24 protein-coding genes are annotated in these 22,819 nt (G+C 59.6%); 15 read left to right on the top strand and 9 right to left on the bottom strand.

The window, feature by feature from the left end; all coding sequences use genetic code 11:
• Positions 1-47: 47 nt before the first annotated feature.
• Positions 48-794 carry a bifunctional demethylmenaquinone methyltransferase/2-methoxy-6-polyprenyl-1,4-benzoquinol methylase UbiE gene (gene ubiE, locus Q1A32_RS06115; protein ID WP_299650887.1) on the bottom strand — a complete coding sequence of 249 codons (747 nt, stop codon included), beginning with the start codon at positions 792-794 and terminating at the stop codon, positions 48-50.
• A gap of 90 nt (positions 795-884) precedes the next feature.
• Here ubiE and mutM point away from each other — a divergent pair, with 90 nt between their 5' ends.
• Positions 885-1,736 carry a bifunctional DNA-formamidopyrimidine glycosylase/DNA-(apurinic or apyrimidinic site) lyase gene (gene mutM / locus Q1A32_RS06110; protein ID WP_299650884.1) on the top strand — a complete coding sequence of 284 codons (852 nt, stop codon included), beginning with the start codon at positions 885-887 and terminating at the stop codon, positions 1,734-1,736.
• Positions 1,737-1,800: 64 nt separating this feature from the next.
• Positions 1,801-2,577 carry an enoyl-CoA hydratase gene (locus Q1A32_RS06105; protein ID WP_299608282.1) on the top strand — a complete coding sequence of 259 codons (777 nt, stop codon included), beginning with the start codon at positions 1,801-1,803 and terminating at the stop codon, positions 2,575-2,577.
• 56 nt (positions 2,578-2,633) lie between these two features.
• Here Q1A32_RS06105 and Q1A32_RS06100 read toward each other — a convergent pair whose 3' ends face one another.
• Positions 2,634-2,819: a hypothetical protein gene (locus Q1A32_RS06100; protein WP_299608284.1), complete on the bottom strand. Its 186-nt coding sequence runs from the start codon at positions 2,817-2,819 to the stop codon at positions 2,634-2,636.
• Positions 2,820-2,983: 164 nt separating this feature from the next.
• Between Q1A32_RS06100 and rpsT the strand changes: the two genes are divergently transcribed.
• The 9 genes from rpsT to Q1A32_RS06055 all read left to right on the top strand — a co-directional run bounded on the left by rpsT (position 2,984) and on the right by Q1A32_RS06055 (position 12,534).
• A complete protein-coding gene (rpsT, locus tag Q1A32_RS06095) occupies positions 2,984-3,247 on the top strand; it encodes a 30S ribosomal protein S20 (protein ID WP_299608286.1) in 264 nt (87 codons plus the stop codon).
• Between the two features lie 496 nt (positions 3,248-3,743).
• Positions 3,744-5,108, top strand: a complete 1,365-nt coding sequence (dnaA, locus tag Q1A32_RS06090; protein ID WP_299608288.1) for a chromosomal replication initiator protein DnaA — start codon at positions 3,744-3,746, stop codon at positions 5,106-5,108.
• Positions 5,109-5,278: 170 nt separating this feature from the next.
• Positions 5,279-6,397: a DNA polymerase III subunit beta gene (gene dnaN, locus Q1A32_RS06085; protein ID WP_299650881.1), complete on the top strand. Its 1,119-nt coding sequence runs from the start codon at positions 5,279-5,281 to the stop codon at positions 6,395-6,397.
• Between the two features lie 66 nt (positions 6,398-6,463).
• Complete coding sequence (gene recF, locus Q1A32_RS06080) at positions 6,464-7,564, top strand: DNA replication/repair protein RecF (RefSeq protein WP_299650878.1); 1,101 nt, start codon at positions 6,464-6,466, stop codon at positions 7,562-7,564.
• Entirely contained in the window at positions 7,561-8,181 is a 621-nt protein-coding gene (locus tag Q1A32_RS06075; protein WP_299650875.1) for a LysE family translocator, read from the top strand. The genes recF and Q1A32_RS06075 overlap by 4 nt, the downstream gene beginning before the upstream one ends.
• Positions 8,182-8,261: 80 nt before the next feature.
• Positions 8,262-10,679 carry a DNA topoisomerase (ATP-hydrolyzing) subunit B gene (gene gyrB / locus Q1A32_RS06070; RefSeq protein ID WP_299608297.1) on the top strand — a complete coding sequence of 806 codons (2,418 nt, stop codon included), beginning with the start codon at positions 8,262-8,264 and terminating at the stop codon, positions 10,677-10,679.
• Positions 10,680-10,681: 2 nt separating this feature from the next.
• The gene (locus tag Q1A32_RS06065) at positions 10,682-11,371 is read left to right on the top strand and encodes a nitroreductase family protein (RefSeq protein ID WP_299650872.1); all 690 of its coding nucleotides are present in this window, start codon (positions 10,682-10,684) and stop codon (positions 11,369-11,371) included.
• Between the two features lie 89 nt (positions 11,372-11,460).
• Positions 11,461-12,060 carry a hypothetical protein gene (locus Q1A32_RS06060; protein WP_299650870.1) on the top strand — a complete coding sequence of 200 codons (600 nt, stop codon included), beginning with the start codon at positions 11,461-11,463 and terminating at the stop codon, positions 12,058-12,060.
• Between the two features lie 132 nt (positions 12,061-12,192).
• Positions 12,193-12,534 (top strand): DUF2853 family protein, encoded by a 342-nt coding sequence (locus tag Q1A32_RS06055; RefSeq protein WP_299650867.1) that lies wholly within the window; start codon positions 12,193-12,195, stop codon positions 12,532-12,534.
• A gap of 227 nt (positions 12,535-12,761) precedes the next feature.
• On the opposite strand, the gene Q1A32_RS06050 is transcribed toward Q1A32_RS06055, so the two are convergent.
• From Q1A32_RS06050 to tsaD, 5 genes are all read right to left on the bottom strand, one after another.
• Positions 12,762-13,160, bottom strand: a complete 399-nt coding sequence (locus tag Q1A32_RS06050; RefSeq protein WP_299608307.1) for a DUF1761 domain-containing protein — start codon at positions 13,158-13,160, stop codon at positions 12,762-12,764.
• A 65-nt stretch (positions 13,161-13,225) separates the two neighbouring features.
• Complete coding sequence (locus Q1A32_RS06045) at positions 13,226-13,645, bottom strand: EVE domain-containing protein (protein ID WP_299650864.1); 420 nt, start codon at positions 13,643-13,645, stop codon at positions 13,226-13,228.
• Positions 13,642-13,917 (bottom strand): YciI family protein, encoded by a 276-nt coding sequence (locus Q1A32_RS06040; protein WP_299650862.1) that lies wholly within the window; start codon positions 13,915-13,917, stop codon positions 13,642-13,644. Before Q1A32_RS06040 ends, Q1A32_RS06045 begins: the two co-directional genes overlap by 4 nt.
• A gap of 1 nt (position 13,918) precedes the next feature.
• Positions 13,919-14,866, bottom strand: coding sequence for an NAD(P)H-dependent glycerol-3-phosphate dehydrogenase (locus Q1A32_RS06035; RefSeq protein ID WP_299650859.1), 948 nt, complete (start codon positions 14,864-14,866; stop codon positions 13,919-13,921).
• Complete coding sequence (gene tsaD / locus Q1A32_RS06030) at positions 14,863-15,957, bottom strand: tRNA (adenosine(37)-N6)-threonylcarbamoyltransferase complex transferase subunit TsaD (RefSeq protein WP_299650856.1); 1,095 nt, start codon at positions 15,955-15,957, stop codon at positions 14,863-14,865. The genes Q1A32_RS06035 and tsaD overlap by 4 nt, the downstream gene beginning before the upstream one ends.
• 86 nt (positions 15,958-16,043) lie before the next feature.
• Between tsaD and Q1A32_RS06025 the strand changes: the two genes are divergently transcribed.
• The 4 genes from Q1A32_RS06025 to Q1A32_RS06010 all read left to right on the top strand — a co-directional run bounded on the left by Q1A32_RS06025 (position 16,044) and on the right by Q1A32_RS06010 (position 20,798).
• Complete coding sequence (locus Q1A32_RS06025; protein WP_366141209.1) at positions 16,044-16,712, top strand: uroporphyrinogen-III synthase; 669 nt, start codon at positions 16,044-16,046, stop codon at positions 16,710-16,712.
• Positions 16,713-16,783: 71 nt separating this feature from the next.
• Positions 16,784-18,067 carry a COG4223 family protein gene (locus Q1A32_RS06020; RefSeq protein WP_299650853.1) on the top strand — a complete coding sequence of 428 codons (1,284 nt, stop codon included), beginning with the start codon at positions 16,784-16,786 and terminating at the stop codon, positions 18,065-18,067.
• Between the two features lie 11 nt (positions 18,068-18,078).
• Positions 18,079-19,548 (top strand): heme biosynthesis protein HemY, encoded by a 1,470-nt coding sequence (locus Q1A32_RS06015; RefSeq protein WP_299650851.1) that lies wholly within the window; start codon positions 18,079-18,081, stop codon positions 19,546-19,548.
• A gap of 137 nt (positions 19,549-19,685) precedes the next feature.
• Positions 19,686-20,798, top strand: a complete 1,113-nt coding sequence (locus Q1A32_RS06010) for a polysaccharide biosynthesis/export family protein (protein WP_299650848.1) — start codon at positions 19,686-19,688, stop codon at positions 20,796-20,798.
• 66 nt (positions 20,799-20,864) lie between these two features.
• On the opposite strand, the gene ahcY is transcribed toward Q1A32_RS06010, so the two are convergent.
• Positions 20,865-22,253, bottom strand: a complete 1,389-nt coding sequence (ahcY, locus tag Q1A32_RS06005; RefSeq protein ID WP_299608328.1) for an adenosylhomocysteinase — start codon at positions 22,251-22,253, stop codon at positions 20,865-20,867.
• Between the two features lie 112 nt (positions 22,254-22,365).
• The gene (locus tag Q1A32_RS06000) at positions 22,366-22,722 is read right to left on the bottom strand and encodes an S-adenosyl-L-homocysteine hydrolase (RefSeq protein WP_299650845.1); all 357 of its coding nucleotides are present in this window, start codon (positions 22,720-22,722) and stop codon (positions 22,366-22,368) included.
• Positions 22,723-22,819: the final 97 nt, after the last annotated feature.

Below are 22,819 nucleotides of genomic sequence, written 5' to 3'. Positions count from 1 at the left end.
GACACTTGCGCTTAACGCTTTGTTAACCACGACATCTGGGGTCATTGTCAGATTTTCCACCCGGAATGCAGTGCTGCGACGCCCATTGTCAGGTTTCGGTACTTGGCATTTTCAAAACCTGCATCGCGGACCATCGACAGGAACGTGTCCTGATCCGGGAACTTGCGGATGGATTCGACAAGATACTGATAGCTGTCGTGATCGTTGGCGATCAACTGGCCCATGCGCGGGATCACGTTGAAACTGTAGAGATCATAGAGCCTCTGCATGCCTTCGTTGGGCAATTGGCTGAACTCAAGCACCATGAGGCGGCCACCGGGTTTGAGAACGCGGTACGCCTCGGCCAGCGCATCCTGAGGCCGGGTCACGTTCCGAATGCCGAAGCTGATGGTGTAGACGTCGAACGTATTGTCGTCGAAAGGCAACGCCATCGCATCGCCCACCACCCAGTCGAGACTGTCGGCCATGCGATCTGCCTCCGCCCGTTTACGGCCTTCGACAAGCATCGGTTCGGTCAAATCCAGCACTGTGGCGTGCCCGTGGCCCGCGCGTTTGAGGAACTTGAACGAGATGTCGCCGGTGCCGCCCGCCACATCCAGCAGCTTTTGACCGGCGCGCGGAGCCAGCCAATCCATCATCGCTTCTTTCCAGATGCGGTGGATGCCGACGCTCATCACGTCGTTCATGATGTCGTATTTCGAGGCGACGGAGTTGAAGACCCCCTGCACACGCCCGGCCTTTTCCCCCTCGGGCACGGTTTCAAACCCGAAATGCGTGGTCTTGTCGTCGGTCATGGGAAAGGGCGTCTTTCTGTTTTGTCAGGCCTTGTTATAGGCCGCTTCTGGGCATACACAACGTAGCCCTTTTGCCGCAGGAGTGAGCGCATGCCCGAACTGCCCGAAGTTGAAACTGTGCGTCGCGGCCTTGCCCCTGCGATGGAGGGGGCCGTGATTGTGCAGGCGGATGTGAACCGACCCGATCTGCGCTGGCCGTTTCCGGCCGGGATGGCGGAGCGGTTGAACGGGCAGCAGGTGTTGGGGCTGCGGCGGCGGTCGAAGTACATCCTGGCGGATCTCGCATCAGGTGAGACACTGCTCATCCATCTGGGAATGTCGGGGCGAATGTTGGTGTCTGGCGATCCGCTGGGGCAGTTTGTGCATGACCACCCTGCGCCCGAGAAGCATGACCATGTTGTGCTGCACATGGACAACGGCGCGCGCATCACCTTCAACGATCCGCGCCGGTTCGGGGCGATGGATTTGATGGAGACGGCCAGCGCCGATCAGCACAAGTTGTTGGCGGTGCTGGGGCCGGAACCCTTGGGCAATACGTTCAACGAAGATCATCTTGTGGACGCGTTCGAGGGCAAGAATAGCCCCGTGAAATCAGCACTTCTGGATCAGAGAATCGTGGCCGGCCTGGGCAATATCTATGTCTGCGAGGCGCTTTTTCGGGCGGGTATCGCGCCCACACGAAAGGCGGGGCGCATTTCCAAGGCGCGTGTTGCAGCGCTGGTGCCGATCATTCGCGACGTGCTGGCCGAGGCAATCGAGGCCGGGGGATCTTCGTTAAGGGATTTCCGCCAAGCGGATGGCGAACTTGGTTATTTTCAGCATCGGTTTGATGTTTACGGACGCGAGGGGGAACCTTGTCGGACCCCGGGGTGTTCTCAATCCGTGGCACGTATCGTGCAGTCGGGGCGGTCGTCTTTCTACTGCAGGTCGTGCCAATCTTGACTTGAAACGGCAGACGCCCGTGATAAGCCTGCCTTCTTGAACCGTAACAGATGAAAGCAGATCCATGGCCTATGAGACGATCATCGTCGAAGTAGAAGACCACATCGCAAAGGTGACGCTGAACCGTCCCGACGCGCTGAATGCTCTGAACGATCAATTGATGTCTGAACTGGCCGACGCGATGGGCGCGGCACAGGCCAATGACAAGGTACGCTGCATCGTCATCACCGGGTCGGAAAAGGCATTTGCCGCCGGGGCCGACATCGCGATGATGAAGGACAAGTCCTACACTGAGGTTTTCACCGAGGATCTGTTTGGCCCCGAGACCGACGCCATCGTGCGCGTCCGCAAACCCGTGATTGCCGCCGTGAGTGGTTATGCGCTGGGCGGCGGGTGCGAGTTGGCTATGATGTGCGATTTCATCATTGCGTCCGACACGGCCAAGTTTGGTCAGCCCGAAATCAACCTGGGCGTAATGGCGGGCATTGGCGGCACACAACGTCTGACCCGCGCCGTGGGCAAGGCCAAGGCGATGGACATGAACCTGACGGGCCGCTTCATGGATGCGGAAGAGGCCGAACGGTCAGGGCTGGTCAGTCGTGTGGTGTCCACCAAGAAGCTGATGGACGAGGCGATGGGGGCTGCGGCCAAGATTGCCGAGAAATCGATGATCTCGACCATGGCCGTCAAGGAAGCCGTGAACCGGTCCTTCGAGACACCGCTGCGCGAAGGTCTGTTGTTCGAACGCCGCGTGTTCCATTCGCTGTTTGCAACCGAAGACCAGAAGGAAGGCATGGCCGCCTTCCTTGAAAAGCGCGAGGCGCAGTTCCGGGACAAATAACGGGGCGGCACGTTTGGTGCCTGCGAGTGTTTGCCGATGGTCCGGTCGGAACGGGCTTATTTCTGGTTTGCGCCCCGTATCTGGCGAATCGAAGCACGGATTCTGCGCCAGTCCTGAGCTTCCTCGGTTTTGCCCGCTTCGACTGCCATGCGTTCACGCTGGGCAACCTCGGCTTCAGCCTTGTCACCATGGGCGCGGTACAGCGCATGAGCATGCTGAGAAGTGGCCATGGGTTGTGTCATGTCGTCCTCCGTCAGTTAAAAGCTATGAGGGACCATACCACATCGCGGCGGGGTTTACTTGATTCAACGCAAGCGGGCTGCTGGGGCCGTTGACTCTGGTTTTTAAACCGCCTATCTGCGCGGCTTGTTGAAACTACCGCACCAATAGATTGGGACGAGATAAAATGGCAAATTCGCCTCAGGCCAAGAAGCGGGCCCGTCAAAACGAAAAACGCTTCCAAGTGAACAAGGCGCGACGCTCGCGAATCCGTACGCATCTGCGCAAAGTCGAAGAGGCGATTGCCTCGGGTGACAAGGACGCCGCAACAGCTGCATTGAAAGCCGCACAGCCCGAGCTGATGCGCGGTGTGACGAAGGGTGTGTATCACAAAAACACCGCTTCGCGGAAAATGTCGCGACTCTCTGCGCGAGTGAAGTCTCTGGGCTAATTCCCTCGATACACGAAGTCACAAAGCGTCGCATTTTTGCGGCGCTTTTTTTGTTTTTCCTATGAAAACAAGGGTCGCGCAGATTCTTTTTTCAGAATCCTAGAGTCAAGATTTAAGTTCTGTGGACGGCCCGCTCACGAACTTGCTACCCCTATCTTGCGATTTGGAATCGCCTTGGGGGGACAGGCCAGACATCGATGTGCATGGTACGCGCAAAATGTCTGGATTAGGGGATGACAGACTTCGTCTGAACCGAATTTTGTGCACGGCTGCTGGCCAATGCTCGACCTGTCAAAAAATTTGGTGTGCGGAAGGCACGTGCGAAAACCCGAAATATCGGGAAAGGCATGATGCCACATCTGTAAATATCCGAATGGATCAAAGCTACGCCGTAGGCAGTGGCCTGGTTTTGATCGCCTTGAGAACTGGGACGGGCTTTTTCGGCGGGCCGATGATCGCCGATGTTTGATAGTGCAGAAGGGATGGTTGGTAGCGCATGACACAAGAAAAATGGGGACAGCTGAGACAACGGCTGCTCAAGACCGTGGGCCAAAACAATTACACAACATGGATCGAACCGCTGCAGTTTCGGGGACTGCGCGAAGGCATTGCGACCTTCGATGTGCCGACCAATTTCATGGGGAACTATGTCAGCCAGAATTTCTCTGATCTGATATTGCACGAGCTGAAGTCCGAGGATGACAGCATTCGCCGCCTCAGCTTTGCCGTGGCCGCCAACTCACAGAACCGTCCCTCCGCCTTGGATGCACCTTCGTCGGCGCCGACGATGCCAACCGCTGGCAAATCCGCGCAATCCGCCCTGTCGGCGGCACCGCTGGACAAGCGATTCACCTTTGACAGCTTTGTTGTCGGCAAGCCCAACGAGTTGGCCCATGCTGCCGCCAAACGTGTCGCCGAGGGTGGCCCCGTCACCTTCAACCCGCTGTTTCTGTACGGTGGCGTCGGTCTGGGCAAGACGCACCTCATGCACGCCATCGCGTGGGAATTGCAGACCCGCCGCCCCGACCTGAACGTCCTTTACCTGTCTGCCGAGCAGTTCATGTACCGCTTCGTACAGGCCCTGCGCGACCGCAAGATGATGGATTTCAAAGAGATGTTCCGGTCTGTCGACGTGCTGATGGTCGATGACGTCCAATTCATCGCGGGCAAGGACAGCACGCAGGAAGAGTTCTTTCACACCTTCAATGCGCTGGTGGACCAGAACAAACAGATCATTATCAGCGCCGACCGCGCGCCCGGTGAGATCAAGGATCTGGAGGACCGCGTGAAGTCCCGTCTGCAATGTGGTCTGGTCGTGGATCTGCACCCCACCGACTACGAACTGCGTCTTGGTATTCTGCAATCCAAGGTCGAGCAGCAGATGAACACCTATCCCGACCTCAAGGTCGAAGCAGGCGTTCTGGAATTTCTTGCCCACCGCATTTCCACCAACGTGCGTGTGCTTGAAGGCGCGCTGACCCGTCTGTTTGCCTTTGCCTCCCTCGTGGGTCGCAAGATCGACATGGACCTGACGCAGGACTGTCTGGCCGACGTGTTGCGCGCCTCCGAGCGCAAGATCACGGTCGAGGAAATCCAGCGCAAGGTGTCCGAGCATTACAACATCCGCCTTTCGGACATGATTGGCCCCAAGCGTCTGCGCGCGTATGCCCGACCCCGCCAAGTGGCGATGTATCTGGCCAAGCACATGACATCCCGCAGCCTGCCCGAGATTGGCCGCCGCTTTGGCGGGCGTGACCACACCACCGTCATGCATGGTGTGAAGCGCATCGAAGAGCTGAAGCAATCCGATGGACAGATCGCCGAGGATCTGGAGTTGCTGCGCCGGTCGCTTGAGGCCTGAGCCTGCCGCATTTGAGGCACATGGGGCGTCCTTCGGGACGCCCTTTTCCGTTTTCAGTGCTCCGCGACTTGACGCCGTCGCGTACTCACCCGACAAGCAATAAAATGCTTGTGATGCACGGTGGTTGGGCTAGTGTGCCCATCCCGATGCAAGGTGGGGGAGAAAAGGCCATGAAGATCAGTGTCGAACGCGGTGTGCTGCTGAAAGCGGTGAGCCAGGCCCAATCCGTGGTCGAGCGTCGCAACACGATCCCGATCCTCGCCAACGTGTTGATCGAGGCGGAAGGATCTGACGTGACCTTCCGCGCCACTGATCTGGATATCGAGGTGGTGGACAAGGCCCCCGCGCAGGTTGAACGGGCCGGCGCCACAACCGTGGCGGCCACAACGCTGCACGAGATTGTCCGCAAGCTGCCCGATGGCGCGCTTGTGACCCTGATCGCCGACAGTGCTGCGGGCCGCTTGACGGTCGAGGCGGGACGGTCGAACTTTTCGTTGGCGACCCTGCCCAAGGAAGATTTCCCTGTCATGGCGTCGTCAGAGTACGCCTCGAATTTCTCGGTCGAAGCACCGAAGCTGCGCCGCTTGTTCGACAAATCCAAGTTTGCCATTTCGACGGAAGAAACGCGGTACTACCTGAACGGTGTCTACATGCACATTGCCGACGGTGATGATGGCAAGGCGTTGCGCTGTGTGGCAACTGACGGTCACCGTCTGGCGCGGATCGACAGCGATCTGCCCGACGGGGCCGCCGACATGCCGGGCGTGATTGTTCCGCGCAAGACCGTGGGCGAATTGCGCAAGCTGCTGGATGACGACGACATGAAGATCGCCGTATCCGTTTCCGAGACCAAGGTGCGCTTTGCCACGCCCGACATCACACTGACATCCAAGGTCATCGACGGCACGTTCCCCGACTACACGCGCGTGATCCCGGTGGGCAACACCCGCAAGCTGGAGGTGGACGCCTCCGATTTTGCCAAGGCCGTGGACCGGGTTGCAACCGTGTCATCCGAACGCTCGCGCGCGGTGAAATTGCAATTGGACGAGGATCGGTTGATCCTGTCCGTGAACGCGCCCGACAGCGGCGCGGCCGAAGAAGAGCTGGCCGTCGCCTATGGCGATGAGCGGTTGGAGATCGGGTTCAACGCGAAATACCTGCTTGAGATCGCCTCTCAGGTCGATCGAGAGAACGCGGTGTTCATGTTCAACTCTTCCGGTGATCCAACCTTGATGCGGGAAGGCACCGACCAATCGGCAGTCTATGTTGTCATGCCGATGCGCGTTTAAGATTTTTCGGCGAAAAATCTTGCCTCCGGCGGTGGTATTTTCAGTCAGAAGAAACAGGGGACAGGGGTGACGCTGTCCCTTTCCTCTTTGACCCTGTCCCATTTTCGGTCTCACAAGCTGGCGCGTTTGGAGCTGGATGCGCGACCCGTTGCGATCTACGGACCCAATGGCGCCGGAAAGACCAACATTCTGGAAGCTGTATCGCTGTTTTCACCCGGCCGGGGTCTGCGCCGGTCGTCGGCGGAGGATATGACGCGGCGGCCAGAGGCCTTGGGCTGGAAACTGTCTGGTGTGTTGCATTCCTTGCAGCAGGTGCACGAAGTCGAGACGTGGTCTGAAGGCGGCGCCGCGCGGCAGGTCAGGATTGATGGCAAGGCGGCGGCACAGACAGCCTTGGGCCGGATTGCACGGGTGTTGTGGCTGATCCCTTCCATGGACCGTCTTTGGATCGAAGGGGCCGAGGGGCGGCGGCGCTTTCTGGATCGCATGACCCTGAGTTTTATTCCCGATCATGCGCAGGTGTCATTGGAGTATGAGAAGGCGATGCGCGAGCGGAACCGCTTGCTCAAGGACATGGTGCGTGACGCGCATTGGTATGCAGCGCTTGAGTTGCGCATGGCCGAAACGGGGAGTGCCATTCACGCCAACCGCATGCGCGCCTTGGCGGAACTGGCCGAGGCGCAGGAGGGGGCGCAGACCGCCTTTCCAGCAGCGGACCTGACCCTGCAGCCCGGTGAGTTGGGGATGCCAGACACGGTTGAGGATGTGCGCGCAGCCTTGGCTGATGGGCGCGGTCGTGATCTGGCAGCCGGACGTACGCTCTTGGGGCCGCATCGCGCTGATCTATATGGGGTTTACGCGGCCAAGGGCGTTCCGGCGAAGGACTGTTCCACAGGTGAGCAGAAAGCGTTGCTCGTCTCTTTGATCCTCGCCAATGCGCGGGCGTTAGCGCGGGATTTTGGGGCACCACCCCTGCTGCTTCTTGATGAAGTCGCGGCACATCTGGATCAGGACCGGCGGGCCGCGCTTTATGACGAGATTTGTGCGCTTGGAGCACAGGCGTGGATGACGGGGACCGAGACGGAGCTGTTCGACAGTCTGGGGGACCGGGCGCAGTATGTGCACGTGACGGACCATGACGGTCTGAGCGAGGTGTCGGGGCCGTGACCCTCGCGCCTTGGGACATTGCGCTTTATGCAGGCGCGCTGGCGGTGCTGTTCCTGACACCAGGGCCCGTGTGGGTGGGCCTGATCGCGCGCAGCCTGTCAGGGGGGTTTCACGCCGCGTGGCCCTTGGCCTTGGGTGTGGTTGTCGGTGATGTGCTGTGGTCGCTGCTCGCCATCTTTGGCATCACGTGGATCCTGTCCGTCTATGGCGGGTTTCTTGCCGTCCTCAAGTGGGTCGCCGCGGCGATCTTCCTGCTGATGGGTGCGCTGGTGATCCGTAATGCGGACAAGACCATCGGCACCGATAGCCGCCTGACGCGACCCGGCATGTGGGCCGGATTTCTGGCTGGGTTGGCCGTGATCCTGGGCAATCCGAAGGCCATCCTGTTCTACATGGGCATGCTGCCGGGGTTCTTCGATTTGACCCGGCTGACGGCCTGGGACGTGGCTGTCATTGTGCTGTTGTCAATGATCGTGCCGCTGTTCGGCAACCTTGTCATGGCGCTGTTCATCGACCGTGCGCGGCGGCTTATGACCTCTGCCACAGCCCTGCGGCGGATGAACCTGATCGCAGGTGGCTTGCTGATCTGCGTCGGCCTGATCATCCCCCTGACCTGACACACAAAATCTTGTGTCAGTTGCGTGACAATGCCTGTGGAAAACAGTATATTTTGGGCAACGAACAAAGGGGCCCATCAATGGCTGACAACGAGCAAACCCCCGAAGAATACGGCGCGGATTCTATCAAAGTTCTCAAAGGCTTGGAAGCGGTACGCAAGCGTCCGGGCATGTATATCGGTGACACCGATGATGGCAGCGGTCTGCACCACATGGTCTATGAGGTTGTCGACAACGGAATTGACGAGGCGCTGGCCGGTCATGCGGACGCGGTGACCGTCACAATTCACGCGGATTCTTCGGTGTCGGTCAGCGACAACGGGCGCGGGATTCCGGTCGGGATTCACGAGGAAGAGGGCGTGTCCGCAGCCGAAGTCATCATGACGCAACTGCACGCAGGCGGGAAATTCGACTCGAACTCCTACAAAGTGTCGGGCGGTTTGCACGGTGTGGGCGTGTCGGTGGTGAACGCACTGTCGGTCGAGCTTGACCTGCGCATCTGGCGCGACGGCAAGGAACACGTGGCGCGGTTTGCGCATGGCGATACAGTCGAGCATCTGAAGGTTGTCGGTGACGCCGGTGGGCGCACGGGCACCGAAGTGCGGTTCCTTGCCTCAACCGACACATTCTCGAACCTCGAATACTCGTTCGAGACGCTGGAAAAGCGGCTGCGCGAACTGGCGTTCCTGAACTCGGGCGTGCGGATCATCCTGGTGGATGAACGCCCCATCGAACATCTGCGGTCCGAGCTGTTTTACGAGGGTGGGGTCAAGGAATTCGTCAAATACCTCGACCGGCACAAATCCTCCGTCATGCCCGAGCCGATCTTTATCACCGGCGAGCGGGACGACATCGGCGTTGAAGTCGCCATGTGGTGGAACGACAGCTACCACGAGAACGTCCTGCCCTTTACCAACAACATCCCGCAGCGCGATGGCGGCACGCACATGGCGGGCTTTCGTGGTGCGCTGACCCGGACGATCAACAATTACGCGCAGACCAGCGGCATCGCGAAGAAGGAAAAAGTGACCTTCACCGGCGATGATGCCCGCGAAGGGCTGACCTGTGTGCTGTCGGTCAAAGTGCCTGATCCCAAATTCTCGTCCCAGACCAAGGACAAGCTGGTCAGCTCCGAAGTGCGTCCTGCTGTCGAAGGGTTGGTCAACGAAAAGCTGGCCGAGTGGTTCGAAGAGAACCCGAACGAAGCGCGGATCATCGTTGGCAAGATCATTGAAGCGGCCCTTGCCCGCGAAGCGGCCCGCAAGGCGCGGGAACTGACGCGGCGCAAGAACCCGATGGACATGAACTTCCTCAGCTCCAAGCTGAAGGATTGTTCGGACAAGAACCCGGCCAATACCGAAATCTTCCTTGTGGAGGGTGACAGCGCCGGGGGTTCCGCCCAGACGGGTCGGGACCGGAAAACCCAGGCAATCCTGCCGCTCAAAGGTAAAATCCTGAACGTTGAACGTGCCCGCTTTGACCGCATGCTGGGCAGCCAAGAGATTGGCAACATGGTCATGGCGCTGGGCACCGGGATCGGGCGCGACGAGTTCAACATCGAAAAGCTGCGCTACCACAAGATCGTCATCATGACGGATGCGGACGTGGACGGCGCGCACATCCGTACCCTGCTGCTGACCTTCTTCTACCGTCAGATGCCGGAACTGATCGAAGGCGGGTATCTCTATATCGCGCAACCGCCGCTTTACAAAGTCGCGCGCGGCAAGTCCGAGGTGTATCTCAAGGACGAGGCCGAGATGCAGGATTACCTGATCCAACAGGGCATCGAAGGGGCCATGTTGCGCCAGGGCAATGGCGAGGAGATCGTCGGCCAGGACCTTGTCCGCGTGGTGGACGATGCACGGCAACTCAAACGCGTTTTGCAAGCCTTCCCCACCCACTATCCGCGCCACATTCTGGAACAGGCAGCGATTGCCGGGGCCTTTGTGCCCGGTGCGGTCGATGCCGACCTGCAAGGTGTGGCCGACAAGGTGGCCGAGCGATTGAACCTGATCGCGCTGGAATGGGAACGCGGCTGGCAGGGCCGGATCACGCAGGACAAGGGCGTGCGTCTGGCGCGTATCCTGCGCGGCGTCGAAGAGGTCCGTACGCTGGATGGGCCAATGATGCGGTCGGGCGAGGCGCGCAAGACCGGCTCGTTCACACAAGGGCTGCAAGATGTCTACGGCACCCCCGCCACGCTGATCCGCAAGGATCGGGTGCAAGCGATCATGGGGCCGATGGACCTGCTGGACGCCATCCTTGAGGAAGGCGAACGCGGTCTGTCCCTGCAACGCTACAAAGGTCTGGGCGAAATGAACCCCGATCAGCTGTGGGAGACGACTCTGGATCCCGATGCCCGTACATTGTTGCAGGTGAAGGTCGAGGATATGGCCGAGGCTGATGATCTCTTTACCAAGTTGATGGGTGACGTGGTCGAACCGCGCCGTGAGTTCATCCAGAAGAACGCCCTGAGCGTCGAGAACCTGGATTTCTGATCGTGTTTGCCAAGGACAAGCTGGAATACAACCAACTGCCCTTGCCGGACCGGCAGGACCTGAGCGACGACGAGATGCTGAGACGCGTCGAAGAGTTCCGCGATTTCATGGCCCAACGCCACACCGTGCGCGACTATTCCACCCGTCCCGTGGCCCAAGAGGTGATCGAGGCGTGCGTGGCCGCGGCGGGTACAGCGCCCTCGGGCGCCAACCACCAGCCCTGGCACTTCGTCGCGATCAAGGACGCGGACGTCAAACGCCAGATCCGCGAAGCTGCCGAAGAAGAAGAACGCAAGTTCTACGATGGCGGCGCAAGCGACGAGTGGATCAAGGCGCTGGAACCGATCGGGACCAATGCCGACAAGCCGCATCTTGAGGACGCGCCATGGCTGATCGTGGTCTTTGCCCAGCGCTATGGCCTGTTTGACGACGGCACGCGGTACAAGAACTACTACGTGCCCGAAAGCGTTGGCATTGCGACGGGTATGTTGCTGACGGCCCTGCACACCGCCGGTTTGGTAACGCTGACGCACACGCCGAACCCGATGAAATTCCTTGGCGACCTCTTGGGCCGACCCGAGAGTGAGAAAGCGACGATGATCATTGCTGTGGGTCACGCGGCAAAAGATGCGACAGTGCCCGCCGTCGCCAAGATCAAAAAGCCACTGACCGAAATCCTGTCGGTACGCTGACAGACGCCATTCTTGTTTCGTCAACTTGCCTCAATTCTGCCGCCAACTCGCGTCAGAATAGAACCTGTTGATTTGGCTAGAGGTTTCCCATGGCACAGGGACATGACGTATTTGCGGCGCGGCTTGCTCGCCTGAACGAAACGCACACACAACATCAAACCCGCCAAAGTGAAGCTGCGGCTGCCGCACGCGGGCGCACACCGGATTGGGTCCGCAATCTGGCCTATCCCGGTTCCATCGTTGGCGCGCTGTTTGTCGGCATTTTCACGGTAGTGCTGTCCCGATATGCGATGTTCCACGTCAACGGTGCCCCCGACCCAAACGTGGATCCGGATCTAACCATGCTGATGGATGGTGGTCTGGCCATTGCAATCGCCTTTGTTCTGCGGTCGGCCCTGAACCTGACGACCAAGGAACATCTCGCTGCAAAAACCGTCGGCATCTGGGTCGCTCTGACTTGCATGCACAATCTTGTGCACGCCTACCCCGGTGTTTGGACGGTTGCCTTTTCTCCGGAATGGGTCGACCGGACTACGTCAATCACGGAACCCCGGTCGTTCTACGTGCGCGGCTTTACCTTCAGTTTTGACGACACTGGCAACGCAAGCGACAGCGATGCCACCGTGTCCGATCCGGAACAGATGCCAACCACGACGGGCAAGACCGAGATCAAGATCAACCGGTATTGAATCGCAGATCAGCAAAAAATTTGACGGGGAAAAAGCGGCAAACTTTTTCCTTTGTTTCGGCACCCTTGCTGCTCTAACCTCCCGTCCAAGGTCATGAATGGTGGCCAAGTCCAACTGGTGGGAGACTAAGATATGGGCAAACGGGACGATCTGATCGCGCAATATGCGGACGATCTGAAAAACAAATGCAACATGGCGCCGGACATGGACCTGCTGACGAAAGTGACGATCGGCTGTGGTCCGTCGATCTACGACTCTGATGCATCCACCGTCGCGTCCAGCCAGCCGGGGGAGCTGGAAACGGTAAAGAACAACTTCCTTATCAAGAAGCTGGGCCTTGCAGACGGTCCCAAGCTGGACGAAGCGATTGCGTCGGTCATCGAGACCTACGGCAAATCAGAGCGCAACAAGTACCGCGCCGTCGTCTACTACATGCTGACCAAGCATTTCGGGAAAGAAAGCGTTTACGGCTGATATCACGGCTCTGGCGTTAACGAATGGGACACCCGCTTTAAGCGGGTGTTTCTTTTTTGGGTCCAATCGTTGCCACTATGAAATTGAGTTTTTAGCGTCGCACTGCTACGTACCATCCTGTCAGACCAGAAGGTCAGGCCCGAAATTCAGCCTTAGATGCGGTGGCCACTGGGAGTGTACACCGGGGTGAAAGAGGGTTCTGGCCGTGTCAGGTCAGAACCCTTTTTTCAAAACAGCATCAGAACCGCAGCGATCACCGTGCATCCGAATGTGGCATACCCCCCGTCGATCAGTGTCAGCCGAAACGGCCGTGCGCCAAACGCATAGAATGTCGCGATCCAGGGTGTGACCAGAAACAGCCCGATCCCAAAGCCGGACACCAACCCTTCACCAAAGCTGTCAATCGCACTCAGCGCGAATACGTGGCGCATCATACCCGCGACAAGGATCGCGCCAACGATGCTGGTGATGTAGGGCACCGGGTTTTTCTGATTTGCAGGCGCGTCGCCGGCAGCATTGAGCGGCACGCCAGACGCTTCCATCCATGGTTTGGCAAGCACCGTGTACCAAATTGCTCCGAACATGAACCCGGCGATACCCGCCACCAAAACTGCCAAAAATCCCATCTGTCCCTCCGTTTTCGGCCAATTGTGCTGTCAAACTGCCAGAGGATGGGGAAATTCCAAAGCGTTTAGGGGTCCACGCCCGCCATTTCACATACCACGGCCCATTCACGTTCCGTCACCGGCTGGACGGACAAGCGCGAGTTTCGGATCAGCGCCATCTCTTCCAATCGAGGGTCAGCCTTGACCATCTCAAGCGTCACGGGGGTCTTCACGGGCCCAATCGCCTTGATATCCACGCACTCCCACCGATCATCATCGGTGGTGCTGTCAGGATGGGCGTCGGCAATCACTTCAACGATGCCCACAACAGCCTTTTCGGTCTGCGAATGATAAAAGAACCCGCGATCGCCAACCTTCATGTCACGCATGAAATTCCGCGCCTGGTAGTTGCGCACGCCGTCCCATTCTTCGCCTGTGTCCCCCTTGGCGACCTGCTGATCCCAGCTCCAGGTCGAAGGTTCGGATTTGAAAAGCCAGTATTTCATGCCCCAATCACCTGTTTCCACGCCTTGATCTGCACGTCACGAAACAGGCCCGCCTTGGCATAGGGATCGCCGTCAGCCCACGCCTGTGCGGTTGCCATATCCTCAACCTCCAGCACGATCAGCGATCCGCACGGGTTGCCACCCGCGTCCAGAAACGGTCCGGCCTGTTTCACCACGCCGGTGCTCTCAAGGTAGTCGAGATGCGCGGGCCGATTGTCCATCCGCACGTCCAGCGCGCCGTCTTTGTCAAAGGCCATCAGGGCAAAAAGCATGTCATTCCTCCTTGAGCGGGCGGGCCAGCAAACGGGCCATCGCGCCTTGTATATCTATGATGCCGTCCACCAGATCAGCAATTGTGGCACAGACAGGCAAATCAAGATCGTGTTTGGCAGCAACCCCGCGCAGGGCCCGGGCGGTGGCTGCCCCTTCCACGGTGGTGGCGGCATCAAATTCCGTTCCTGCGCCAAGGGCAAGACCCAAGCGGTAGTTCCGCGACTTGTCGGAAGTGCAGGTCAACGTCAGATCGCCCAGCCCGCTCAATCCCATGAGCGTTTCAGGCTGCGCACCAAGGGCGGCACCCACGCGCTGCATCTCGGCAAAACCGCGGGTCAAAAGTGCGGCGCGGGCGCTGTCACCAAGGCCCGCACCCATGACAGCACCGCAGCCGATGGCAATGATGTTCTTGAGCGCCCCGCCCAGTTCCGCCCCAACCACATCCGTGGTGCGATACAACCGAAGTGTAGACGTAGACAGCTGCGATTGCAGCGTTTCGGCGCGTATCTCATCCCTGCAAGCCAGCGTCAGCGCCGTCGGCAAACCAGCGGCGATATCAGCAGCAAAGCTCGGGCCAGTCAGAACAGCGGCACAGTCGGCCCCCGACAGGGCATGCGTCGGCCCGGTCCCGGTTGTCAGATCGATCCCCTTGCAGCACGCAACGGCGGTCATTGCGCTGAGGTCATGACCGGCCACGAACGCGCCCAATGACTGCATTGGAACGGCAAACAGGACGATGTCACAGGCAAAAACAGTCTCTAATTGGGCGGTTATTGACAGATTGGCGGGGAAATTGGCACCGGGCAGACGGCGGCGGTTGCTTCGGTCTGCCTGCATTTCCGCCACGTGTTCTGCGTCGCGCGCCCACAGAACAACGGATTGTTCCTGTCCCAAGGTGATGGCCAAGGCCGTGCCGAAGGCTCCGGCACCTACGATGCCGACGCTCACGCCTTTGCCCCTTTCTTACCTGACCCAAGCATCGATGCACTTGTTGTATCAAGCGGCATGCGGGGACGCGCAGACAACCCCATCCCGTCCGGCGCGCGCAATGGCATTTGTTCGATCCCTGCCGCTGCAATCATGGCGGCGTTGTCCGTGCACAATGCCAGAGGCGGAGCGTTGAATGAGACGCCGACATCCTTGCAAACAGTCTCTAACGCAGCCCGGATGGTCATATTTGCTGCAACACCGCCCGCAACACAGAACGTGCGGGTTTGCGGCGACAGGTCCAGATACAGATCCAGCGCGCGCCGTGCCTTGCCTGCCAGACTGTCCGTGACAGCCGCCTGAAAGGACGCCGCAAGATCGGCCTGATCTGTTTGCGTCAGGCCCGCCTTTTCAGCCACGATGTCATCACGCGCGCGCAGCACCGCCGTTTTCAATCCGGAAAAGCTCAGGTCACACCCGGGCTTGTTCGCAAGCGGTCGCGGGAAGGCAAAGCGCGTTGCATCACCATCTTGCGCGGCGGCCTCAATCGCCGGGCCTCCGGGCTGACCGAGCCCGATCAGCCGCGCGACCTTGTCGAATGCCTCTCCCGGGGCGTCATCGATCGTTCCGCCCAACCGCGTGAATTTATCGGGACCGTGAGCCACCAGAAACTGGCAGTGCCCGCCAGACACCAACAGCATGAGGTAGGGAAACGGAATGCCATCGGACAGGCGCGGCGTAAGGGCATGGCCCGCCAGATGATTGATGCCGTAAAGCGGCTTGCCCGTGGCCGCCGACAACCCCTTGGCCGTCATCACACCCGCCACGACACCGCCAATCAGGCCGGGACCGCAGGTCGCGGCAATGGCGTCCATTTCACTCAGGGCCAAACCCGCCTCCTCCAGCGCACCTGCAACGCTGACGTCCAGACGCTCTGCATGGGCACGGGCCGCGATCTCGGGGACCACGCCGCCGAAATCAGCGTGCAGGGCTGTTTGACCAAAAACAACGGACGAAAGAATCTCCATTTGTCCGGGCACGCCGCGCACAACAGCCGCCGCCGTATCGTCGCAGCTGCTTTCGATCCCAAGAACTGTCACCGTCTGCGTCATAGCCCATCCGTTGCACCAAAGGCGCGTGCGAGGTATCAGCATAAGCCGTGGCAAACAATGCACCTCCCCCCCGCGTCACATTGCTGATGACCCGCCCGCGCGCCGCGGCCGAACGGTTTGTGGGCAACATGCCCGCCGAACTTCGCGCGCGTGTTGGTCCGCTTTTCAGCCCGGTGATGCGGATTGAAGGACTGAGCGGAACGGTGGCCCTCACCAAGTCTGAGATCCCGATTTTCACCTCGTCCAATGCGGTATCTCATGGACCAGAGAGCGATGGCAGACCTGCATATTGCGTGGGTGTTGCAACCACCAAATGGGCAAATCAGCACGGGTGGGGGGCCCGGATGGCCGGGGAAGATGCAGATGGTCTGGTGTCGTATCTGGAAAAATTACCGCCGGACCAGCCGTTTGTGCATGTGCGTGGCCGACACACGCGCGGCAATATCGTCGCCCGCCTGCAAGTCAGCGGACACAGTGCACGGGAGGCGATTGTGTATGAACAGGTGCTCCAACCACTGTCGGATGCTGCAAAAAATGCCATTTCGCGGGAACAAATGGTCGTGGCACCTCTTTTCTCTCCTAGAATGGCTGCACAATTTGCAAACCAGGCGCCGCGCGCCACATCGTTGCGTGTGGTGGCGATGAGTGCGGCGGTTGCGAACGCGGCTCAGCCGTTTACAGCGGCCGCGATTGCCGCCCGGCCCGACGCGCCGGCGATGTACGATGCCATTGCCGATGTCATCAGTGCGGGTTGAGGGGCGCGGGACCGCGCGCTAGACTTTGATGCGGTGCAGCAACCGCACGTGAGAATCGAAAGGGGGATTCCTTGGCCAAACGCAAAAGTCCGGAAAGTGGGCCCAAGGACGATCCCAAGGCGGAAACGCCGGAAACGCCCGACGCAGAGCCAAACGCTGAGGTCGTTCAACCGGACAGCGCTGAAGTGACCCCAGAGCAGGGCGATGCCGTGGGCACAGAGGTGTCCAACGAAGTTGCCGCAACCGAAATCATAGACCTTGAAGCGGAAGAAGTGGTGTTGGCCGATCCCGATGATCCGGCGTCGATCGAAGACACCGCGCAGGAATCAGAGCCAGAGCCAGAGCCAGAGCCAGAGCCAGAGCCAGAGCCAGAGCCAGAAGCTGTCTCATCGCCGCCACCTCCGCAACCGGAACCTGAACGCCGCAGCGTTTTGCCCATGATCTTTGCGGGCATCATTGTCGCGATGGCAGGGTTCATCGCGGCGCGGTCCGACATCCTTGATCCGATCTTCCCCAGCACATCTCCTGCCGGGGTCGACCCGGAAGTGGTGGAGCAGTTGAACAGCAGGGTCGATGACCTGACCGCGCGTCTGGATAACGCCACAGCGCAAATCGCGACGCTGACCTCTGACCTCGAAAACCAGCCGGTGCCGCAAACAGACCTTGGTCCGCTGGAACAACAGATCGCTGACCTCTCTGATCGGATCGAGGCGTTGGCAGATGCACCCGCCGTTGCACCAATTGTGCCCGATGATGCCATTGATGCGGCTTTGGCCGATCTGCGCAGCACCGCGACCGCGCAACAAGAAGAGATTGACCGCCTGCTCGAAGATGCGCGCGTTGCCCGCGAAAATGCGGAGGCGTCCGCCAGCGCAACCCTGGCCCGCGCGGCCGTCAATCGCGTGCTCGCGGCCCTTGACAGTGGTGGCCCGTTCGAAGCCGCGCTTGGTGATCTTGAACAAGCTGGCATTACGGACATCCCTGACGCATTGCGGGCACCTGCGGCGGACGGGGTGCAACCGTTGTCCGCACTGCAGGCGACAGCCTCTGACGCGGCGCGCGATGCACTGGCCGCAGCCCGCTCTGCGGAAGAGGGCGGTGGATTGGGCGCGTTTTTTGAGCGCCAGCTTGGCACACGGTCGATCCTGCCCAAAGAAGGCTCCGACCCGGATGCCATACTGTCCCGGATCGAAGCAGCCGCGCGTGACGGGCGGCTTGGCGACGCACTGGCCGAGGCCGAAGGCCTGCCCGAACAAGCACAAGCGGCCCTCGGGTCGTGGTTGGAACAGGCGCAACAGCGTCACGAAGCGGTTACGGCCGCAAACGCATTGGCGGAACGCCTGTCGGCACTCTGAAGGGGCCTTTTATGATCTGGTCATTGGTTAAAATCATCATTTTCGTGGTCGCGGTTGCGGCCCTGGCCCTCGGCGCCGGTTGGCTTCTCGAAAGCGACGGCGGCGTACGCGTCGTGGTGTCGGGCAGCGAATACACACTTGGTCCGCTGCAATCGGTGATCGGCCTTGTGGTGCTGGTCATCGCGGTCTGGATCGCGTTGAAGCTCTTGGGTCTGCTCATCGCCACGTGGCACTTCCTGAATGGCGACGACACCGCCATCTCGCGGTATTTCGAACGTCGCAAATACGCAAAAGGGTTCGACGCGCTGGCCGAGGGGATGATGGCCCTTGCATCGGGTGAAGCGCGCACAGCGCTTGCCAAAGCAGAAAAGGCGGATCGCTATCTGGACAGGCCCGAACTGACGAACCTGCTCACCGCCCAAGCGGCAGAGCAGGCGGGTGACAGGAAAAAGGCTGAAGAAACCTATCGCAAGCTGGTGGAGAATGATGCCACCCGCTTTGTCGGTGTGCGCGGGATCATGAAGCAAAAGCTGGCCGATGGTGACACGGACACAGCGCTGCAGCTTGCGGAAAAGGCATTTGCCATCAAACCCAAGCACGAGGAAACGCAGGATATTCTGCTGAAACTGCAAGCGGACAAGCAGGACTGGAAAGGCGCGCGCGAGACGCTGAGCGCCAAGCTGAAGCACGGCGCCCTGCCGCGCGACGTGCACAAACGGCGCGACGCGGTGCTCGCGCTGAGCGAAGCCAGAAAGGTGCTGGCAGAGGATGAAACGATCGAAGCGCGTGAGGCCGCGATCGAAGCCAACCGCCTGTCGCCCGACCTGATCCCTGCAGCTGTGATGGCAGCCCATGGCTATATTGAAAAGGGCCAGAAACGATATGCGACCCGCGTGCTGAAAAAGGCATGGGAGGCGCAACCGCACCCGGACGTCGCCGCCGCCTATGCCGCGATTGAACCGGACGAGGATGCGCAAGCGCGGCAGAAGCGTTTCGCGGCGTTGACCAAATCCAAAGCGGACCACCCCGAAACGCGCATGCTTCTGAGCGAGTTGCATATCGCGGCAGAAGACTTCCCATCGGCGCGGCGCGCGCTTGGTGATCTGGTGGAAACTGATCCAACCACCCGGTCACTGACCCTCATGGCTGCAATAGAGCGCGGCGAGGGGGCGAGTGATGCGGTTGTGCAAGGCTGGCTGGCCCGCGCCCTGACGGCCCCGCGCGGTTCGCAATGGGTGTGCGACAACTGTCACAACATCCATGGCGAATGGGCACCGACCTGCAGCAATTGCGGCGCGTTCGACACGTTGACGTGGGAACGTCCGCCCAATGCAGAGCTGTCACTGCCCGGCGGAACCGAAATGCTGCCGCTGCTGGTCGGCACTCCGGCCAAGGCCGAGGCATCCAACCTCGCGGTTGTCGATGATGCGGACGTGCTCGAAGCGGAAGATATGGGCAATCCGGAAAGTAAAACCACCTGATCTGGGGTTTTCTATTGTCAACGCGCAACGGTTTCGGCGATTGATTGCCCGTGCGATAGAATGGTTGTGTGCGCCGCCGATGTTTCCGGCTAAACCTGCTTGGAATATCGCGCCGTAAAGGCGCAGGGGGACAGATCTTGCAATATCCAATTCGCTTTTTTGCGTCTTTGATGATCATTGCGACAGTTGCGGCATGTACTCTGCCACGTGGTGCGGCTGTCGAAGGCGAAATAAATCGCAACCAAGACAACGAAGACGCAGCGTTTTCCGTTGTTCCGATCACACTTCAAAACGTATCGCAGCTGGCATCATGGCCAGCCACAGGGTGGGAGGGTCATTACCATTGGTTCTCTCGCGATCCGGGGCCGAAATCCAATGTCATTCGACCCGGCGACAGCATCAAGCTTGTCATTTGGGACAACCAGGAAAACTCGCTTTTGACCGGCCTGTCGCAGCAAGCCGTGTCGCTCGAGGAAATCATGGTGGCCGCCGACGGCATGATCTTTGTGCCCTACATCGACCATGTCCAGGTCAGTGGATCAACGCCCGACGCGGCCCGCCGCCAGATCGAAGAGCAATTGCGCGTCGTGATCCCTGACCCGCAGGTACAATTGTCCGTCACATCCGGCCCCGACAACTCGGTGGATGCCGTGGGTGGGTTCAATGCGTCCGGCAACTATCCATTGCCGAATCGCAATTACTCGATCCTCAGCCTGATCTCCGCTGCCGGAGGCGTGTCGTCCGATCTGGAAAATCCGCTGATCCGGGTCATCCGTGGCGGCAACTCTTATGAAATCCGGGCCGACGATCTGTATGAACGGCCCTCTGCCAATGTCATCCTGCGGGGCGGCGACAAGATCATCGCACAGGAAGACGAACGGTATTTCGTCGCATTGGGGGCCACCGGGTCCGAGACAATCGTGCCGTTCACGCAGGAACGGATCAACGCCATCGAAGCCTTGGCCCTTGTCGATGGCATCAATGACAACCGCGCCAATCCCAAAGGTGTGCTGATCCTGCGTGACTACGCCAGCAAGGATCTGCGGTCAGATGGCACTGGTCCTGCAAAAACCCAAGTGGTCTTTGCCATTGATCTGACCTCGGCAGATGCACTGTTTGCGGCACGAAAGTTCAACATCAATCCCGGCGACCTGGTGATGGCGACAGAAAGCCCGATCAACTCCGTCCGCACAGTCTTTGGCCTGATCGGATCGGTCGTGGGTATCGGCAACGCTCTGAACGACAACTAAAAAAGGCCGCGCAACGCGCGACCTTTCAAAGCGACTGACGGGCGGGGACATCCCCGCCCGTTTTCTTTAGTAGCGGTAGTGTTCCGGCTTGAACGGCCCGTCGGGCGACACACCGATGTACGAGGCCTGTTCGGGATCCATCTGGGTCAGCTTCACGCCAATCCGGTCCAGATGCAGACGGGCGACTTTCTCATCCAGATGCTTGGGCAGGATGTAGACGTCGTTCTTGTATTCATCACCCTTGGTCCACAGTTCGATCTGCGCCAGCACCTGATTGGTGAAGGACGCAGACATCACAAAGGATGGGTGGCCGGTGGCATTGCCAAGGTTCAGCAAACGACCTTCGGACAGCAGGATCAGGCGATTGCCGTTTGGCATCTCGATCATGTCCACCTGTTCCTTGATGTTGGTCCACTTGTGGTTCTTCAGGTTCGCCACCTGAATTTCATTGTCGAAGTGGCCGATGTTGCCGACGATGGCCATGTCCTTCATCTCGCGCATGTGCTCGATGCGGATCACGTCCTTGTTGCCGGTGGTGGTGACAAAGATGTCGGCGGTGCTGACAACATCCTCCAGCGTGGTGACCTGAAAGCCGTCCATGGCCGCCTGCAGCGCGCAGATCGGGTCCACTTCGGTCACGATCACGCGGGCACCAGCACCGGCCAGCGAGGCGGCCGATCCTTTGCCAACATCGCCATAGCCCATGACCACGGCGGTCTTGCCGGCCATCATGGTGTCGGTGGCGCGGCGGATGCCATCGACCAGCGATTCCTTGCAGCCATACTTGTTGTCGAACTTCGACTTGGTGACGCTGTCGTTCACGTTGATCGCGGGAAATGGCAACTGCCCGTCGCGCACCAGCTGGTACAGACGGTTCACACCGGTGGTGGTCTCTTCCGACACGCCCTTGATCTGATCACGCAGTTTGGTGAACCAACCGGGGCTTTGCGCCATCCGCTTGGCGATCTGCTTCTTGATCACCTCTTCTTCTTCGGAAGTGGGCACGGCAATGACGTCTTCGCCTGCTTCAGCACGAGCCCCGAGCAGAACGTAAAGGGTCGCGTCGCCCCCATCGTCGAGGATCATGTTCGGGCCATCTTCGAACTGGAACGACTTGTCCAGGTAATCCCAATGCTCTTCCAGCGACTGACCCTTGATGGCAAAGACCGGCGTTCCACTGGCCGCGATGGCCGCAGCCGCATGGTCCTGCGTCGAAAAGATGTTGCACGAGGCCCAGCGCACATCGGCGCCCAGTTCGACCAGCGTTTCGATCAGAACAGCGGTCTGGATCGTCATGTGAAGGGACCCGACAATGCGCGCACCGGCCAACGGTTTGCTTTCACCGTACTCTTCGCGGCAGGCCATCAGGCCCGGCATTTCCGTTTCGGCAATGTCCAATTCCTTGCGACCATAATCGGCCAAGGCGATATCTTTTACGACGTAATCTTGTGTCATCTGTTCTGTCCTTTCAAATCGGGTTGAAAGGCAGATAACACCGGACCCCCCAAGGGGCAATCATGTGGAAATTCGGCTGCTGCGCGGCACGGTCGCCGATGACAAAATTGTATCAGGATGCGTCAGCTTGCAGCATGTCCAGAAAGGCAATCGCGGATGCGGAACCACCGTCCTGCGACTCCAGGGACCGGCCAAGCGCAATCAGGGCATCATCGCCAGCCTGCCAGTTGTCACCCTGACTGAGGACGCAGGCCGTTCCGTCACCGTTCAACTCCATCAAGGTCCATGTACCGGTCGCCTCGGACGCCCAGAGTTGCTGTGCATCGACCCAAGCCCCCTCAACCGGTGCTTCGGCGTACCAATCGATCAGGGCCGCCTCCATTTCTGCTGCAAGCATGCAGACAGGATCGGCAGACGCGGCCGTGGCCGGGATAAAAGCTGCGAGGACAAGTGCGATGGTGCGTTTCATACTCTCTTCCTTTCACAGAAAACGCTGCCGCGTCTTTTAGGTTCCCGCGAACTTGCATTTCAGCTTCGTGCGGTGAAGGTGGGCGTCTGGACACGCG

The organism is uncultured Tateyamaria sp. (assembly GCF_947503415.1).
In the GTDB taxonomy this organism is placed as follows: domain Bacteria; phylum Pseudomonadota; class Alphaproteobacteria; order Rhodobacterales; family Rhodobacteraceae; genus Tateyamaria.
Note: the sequence above shows the minus strand (reverse complement) of the source record. Positions and strands in the feature narration are given on the sequence as shown.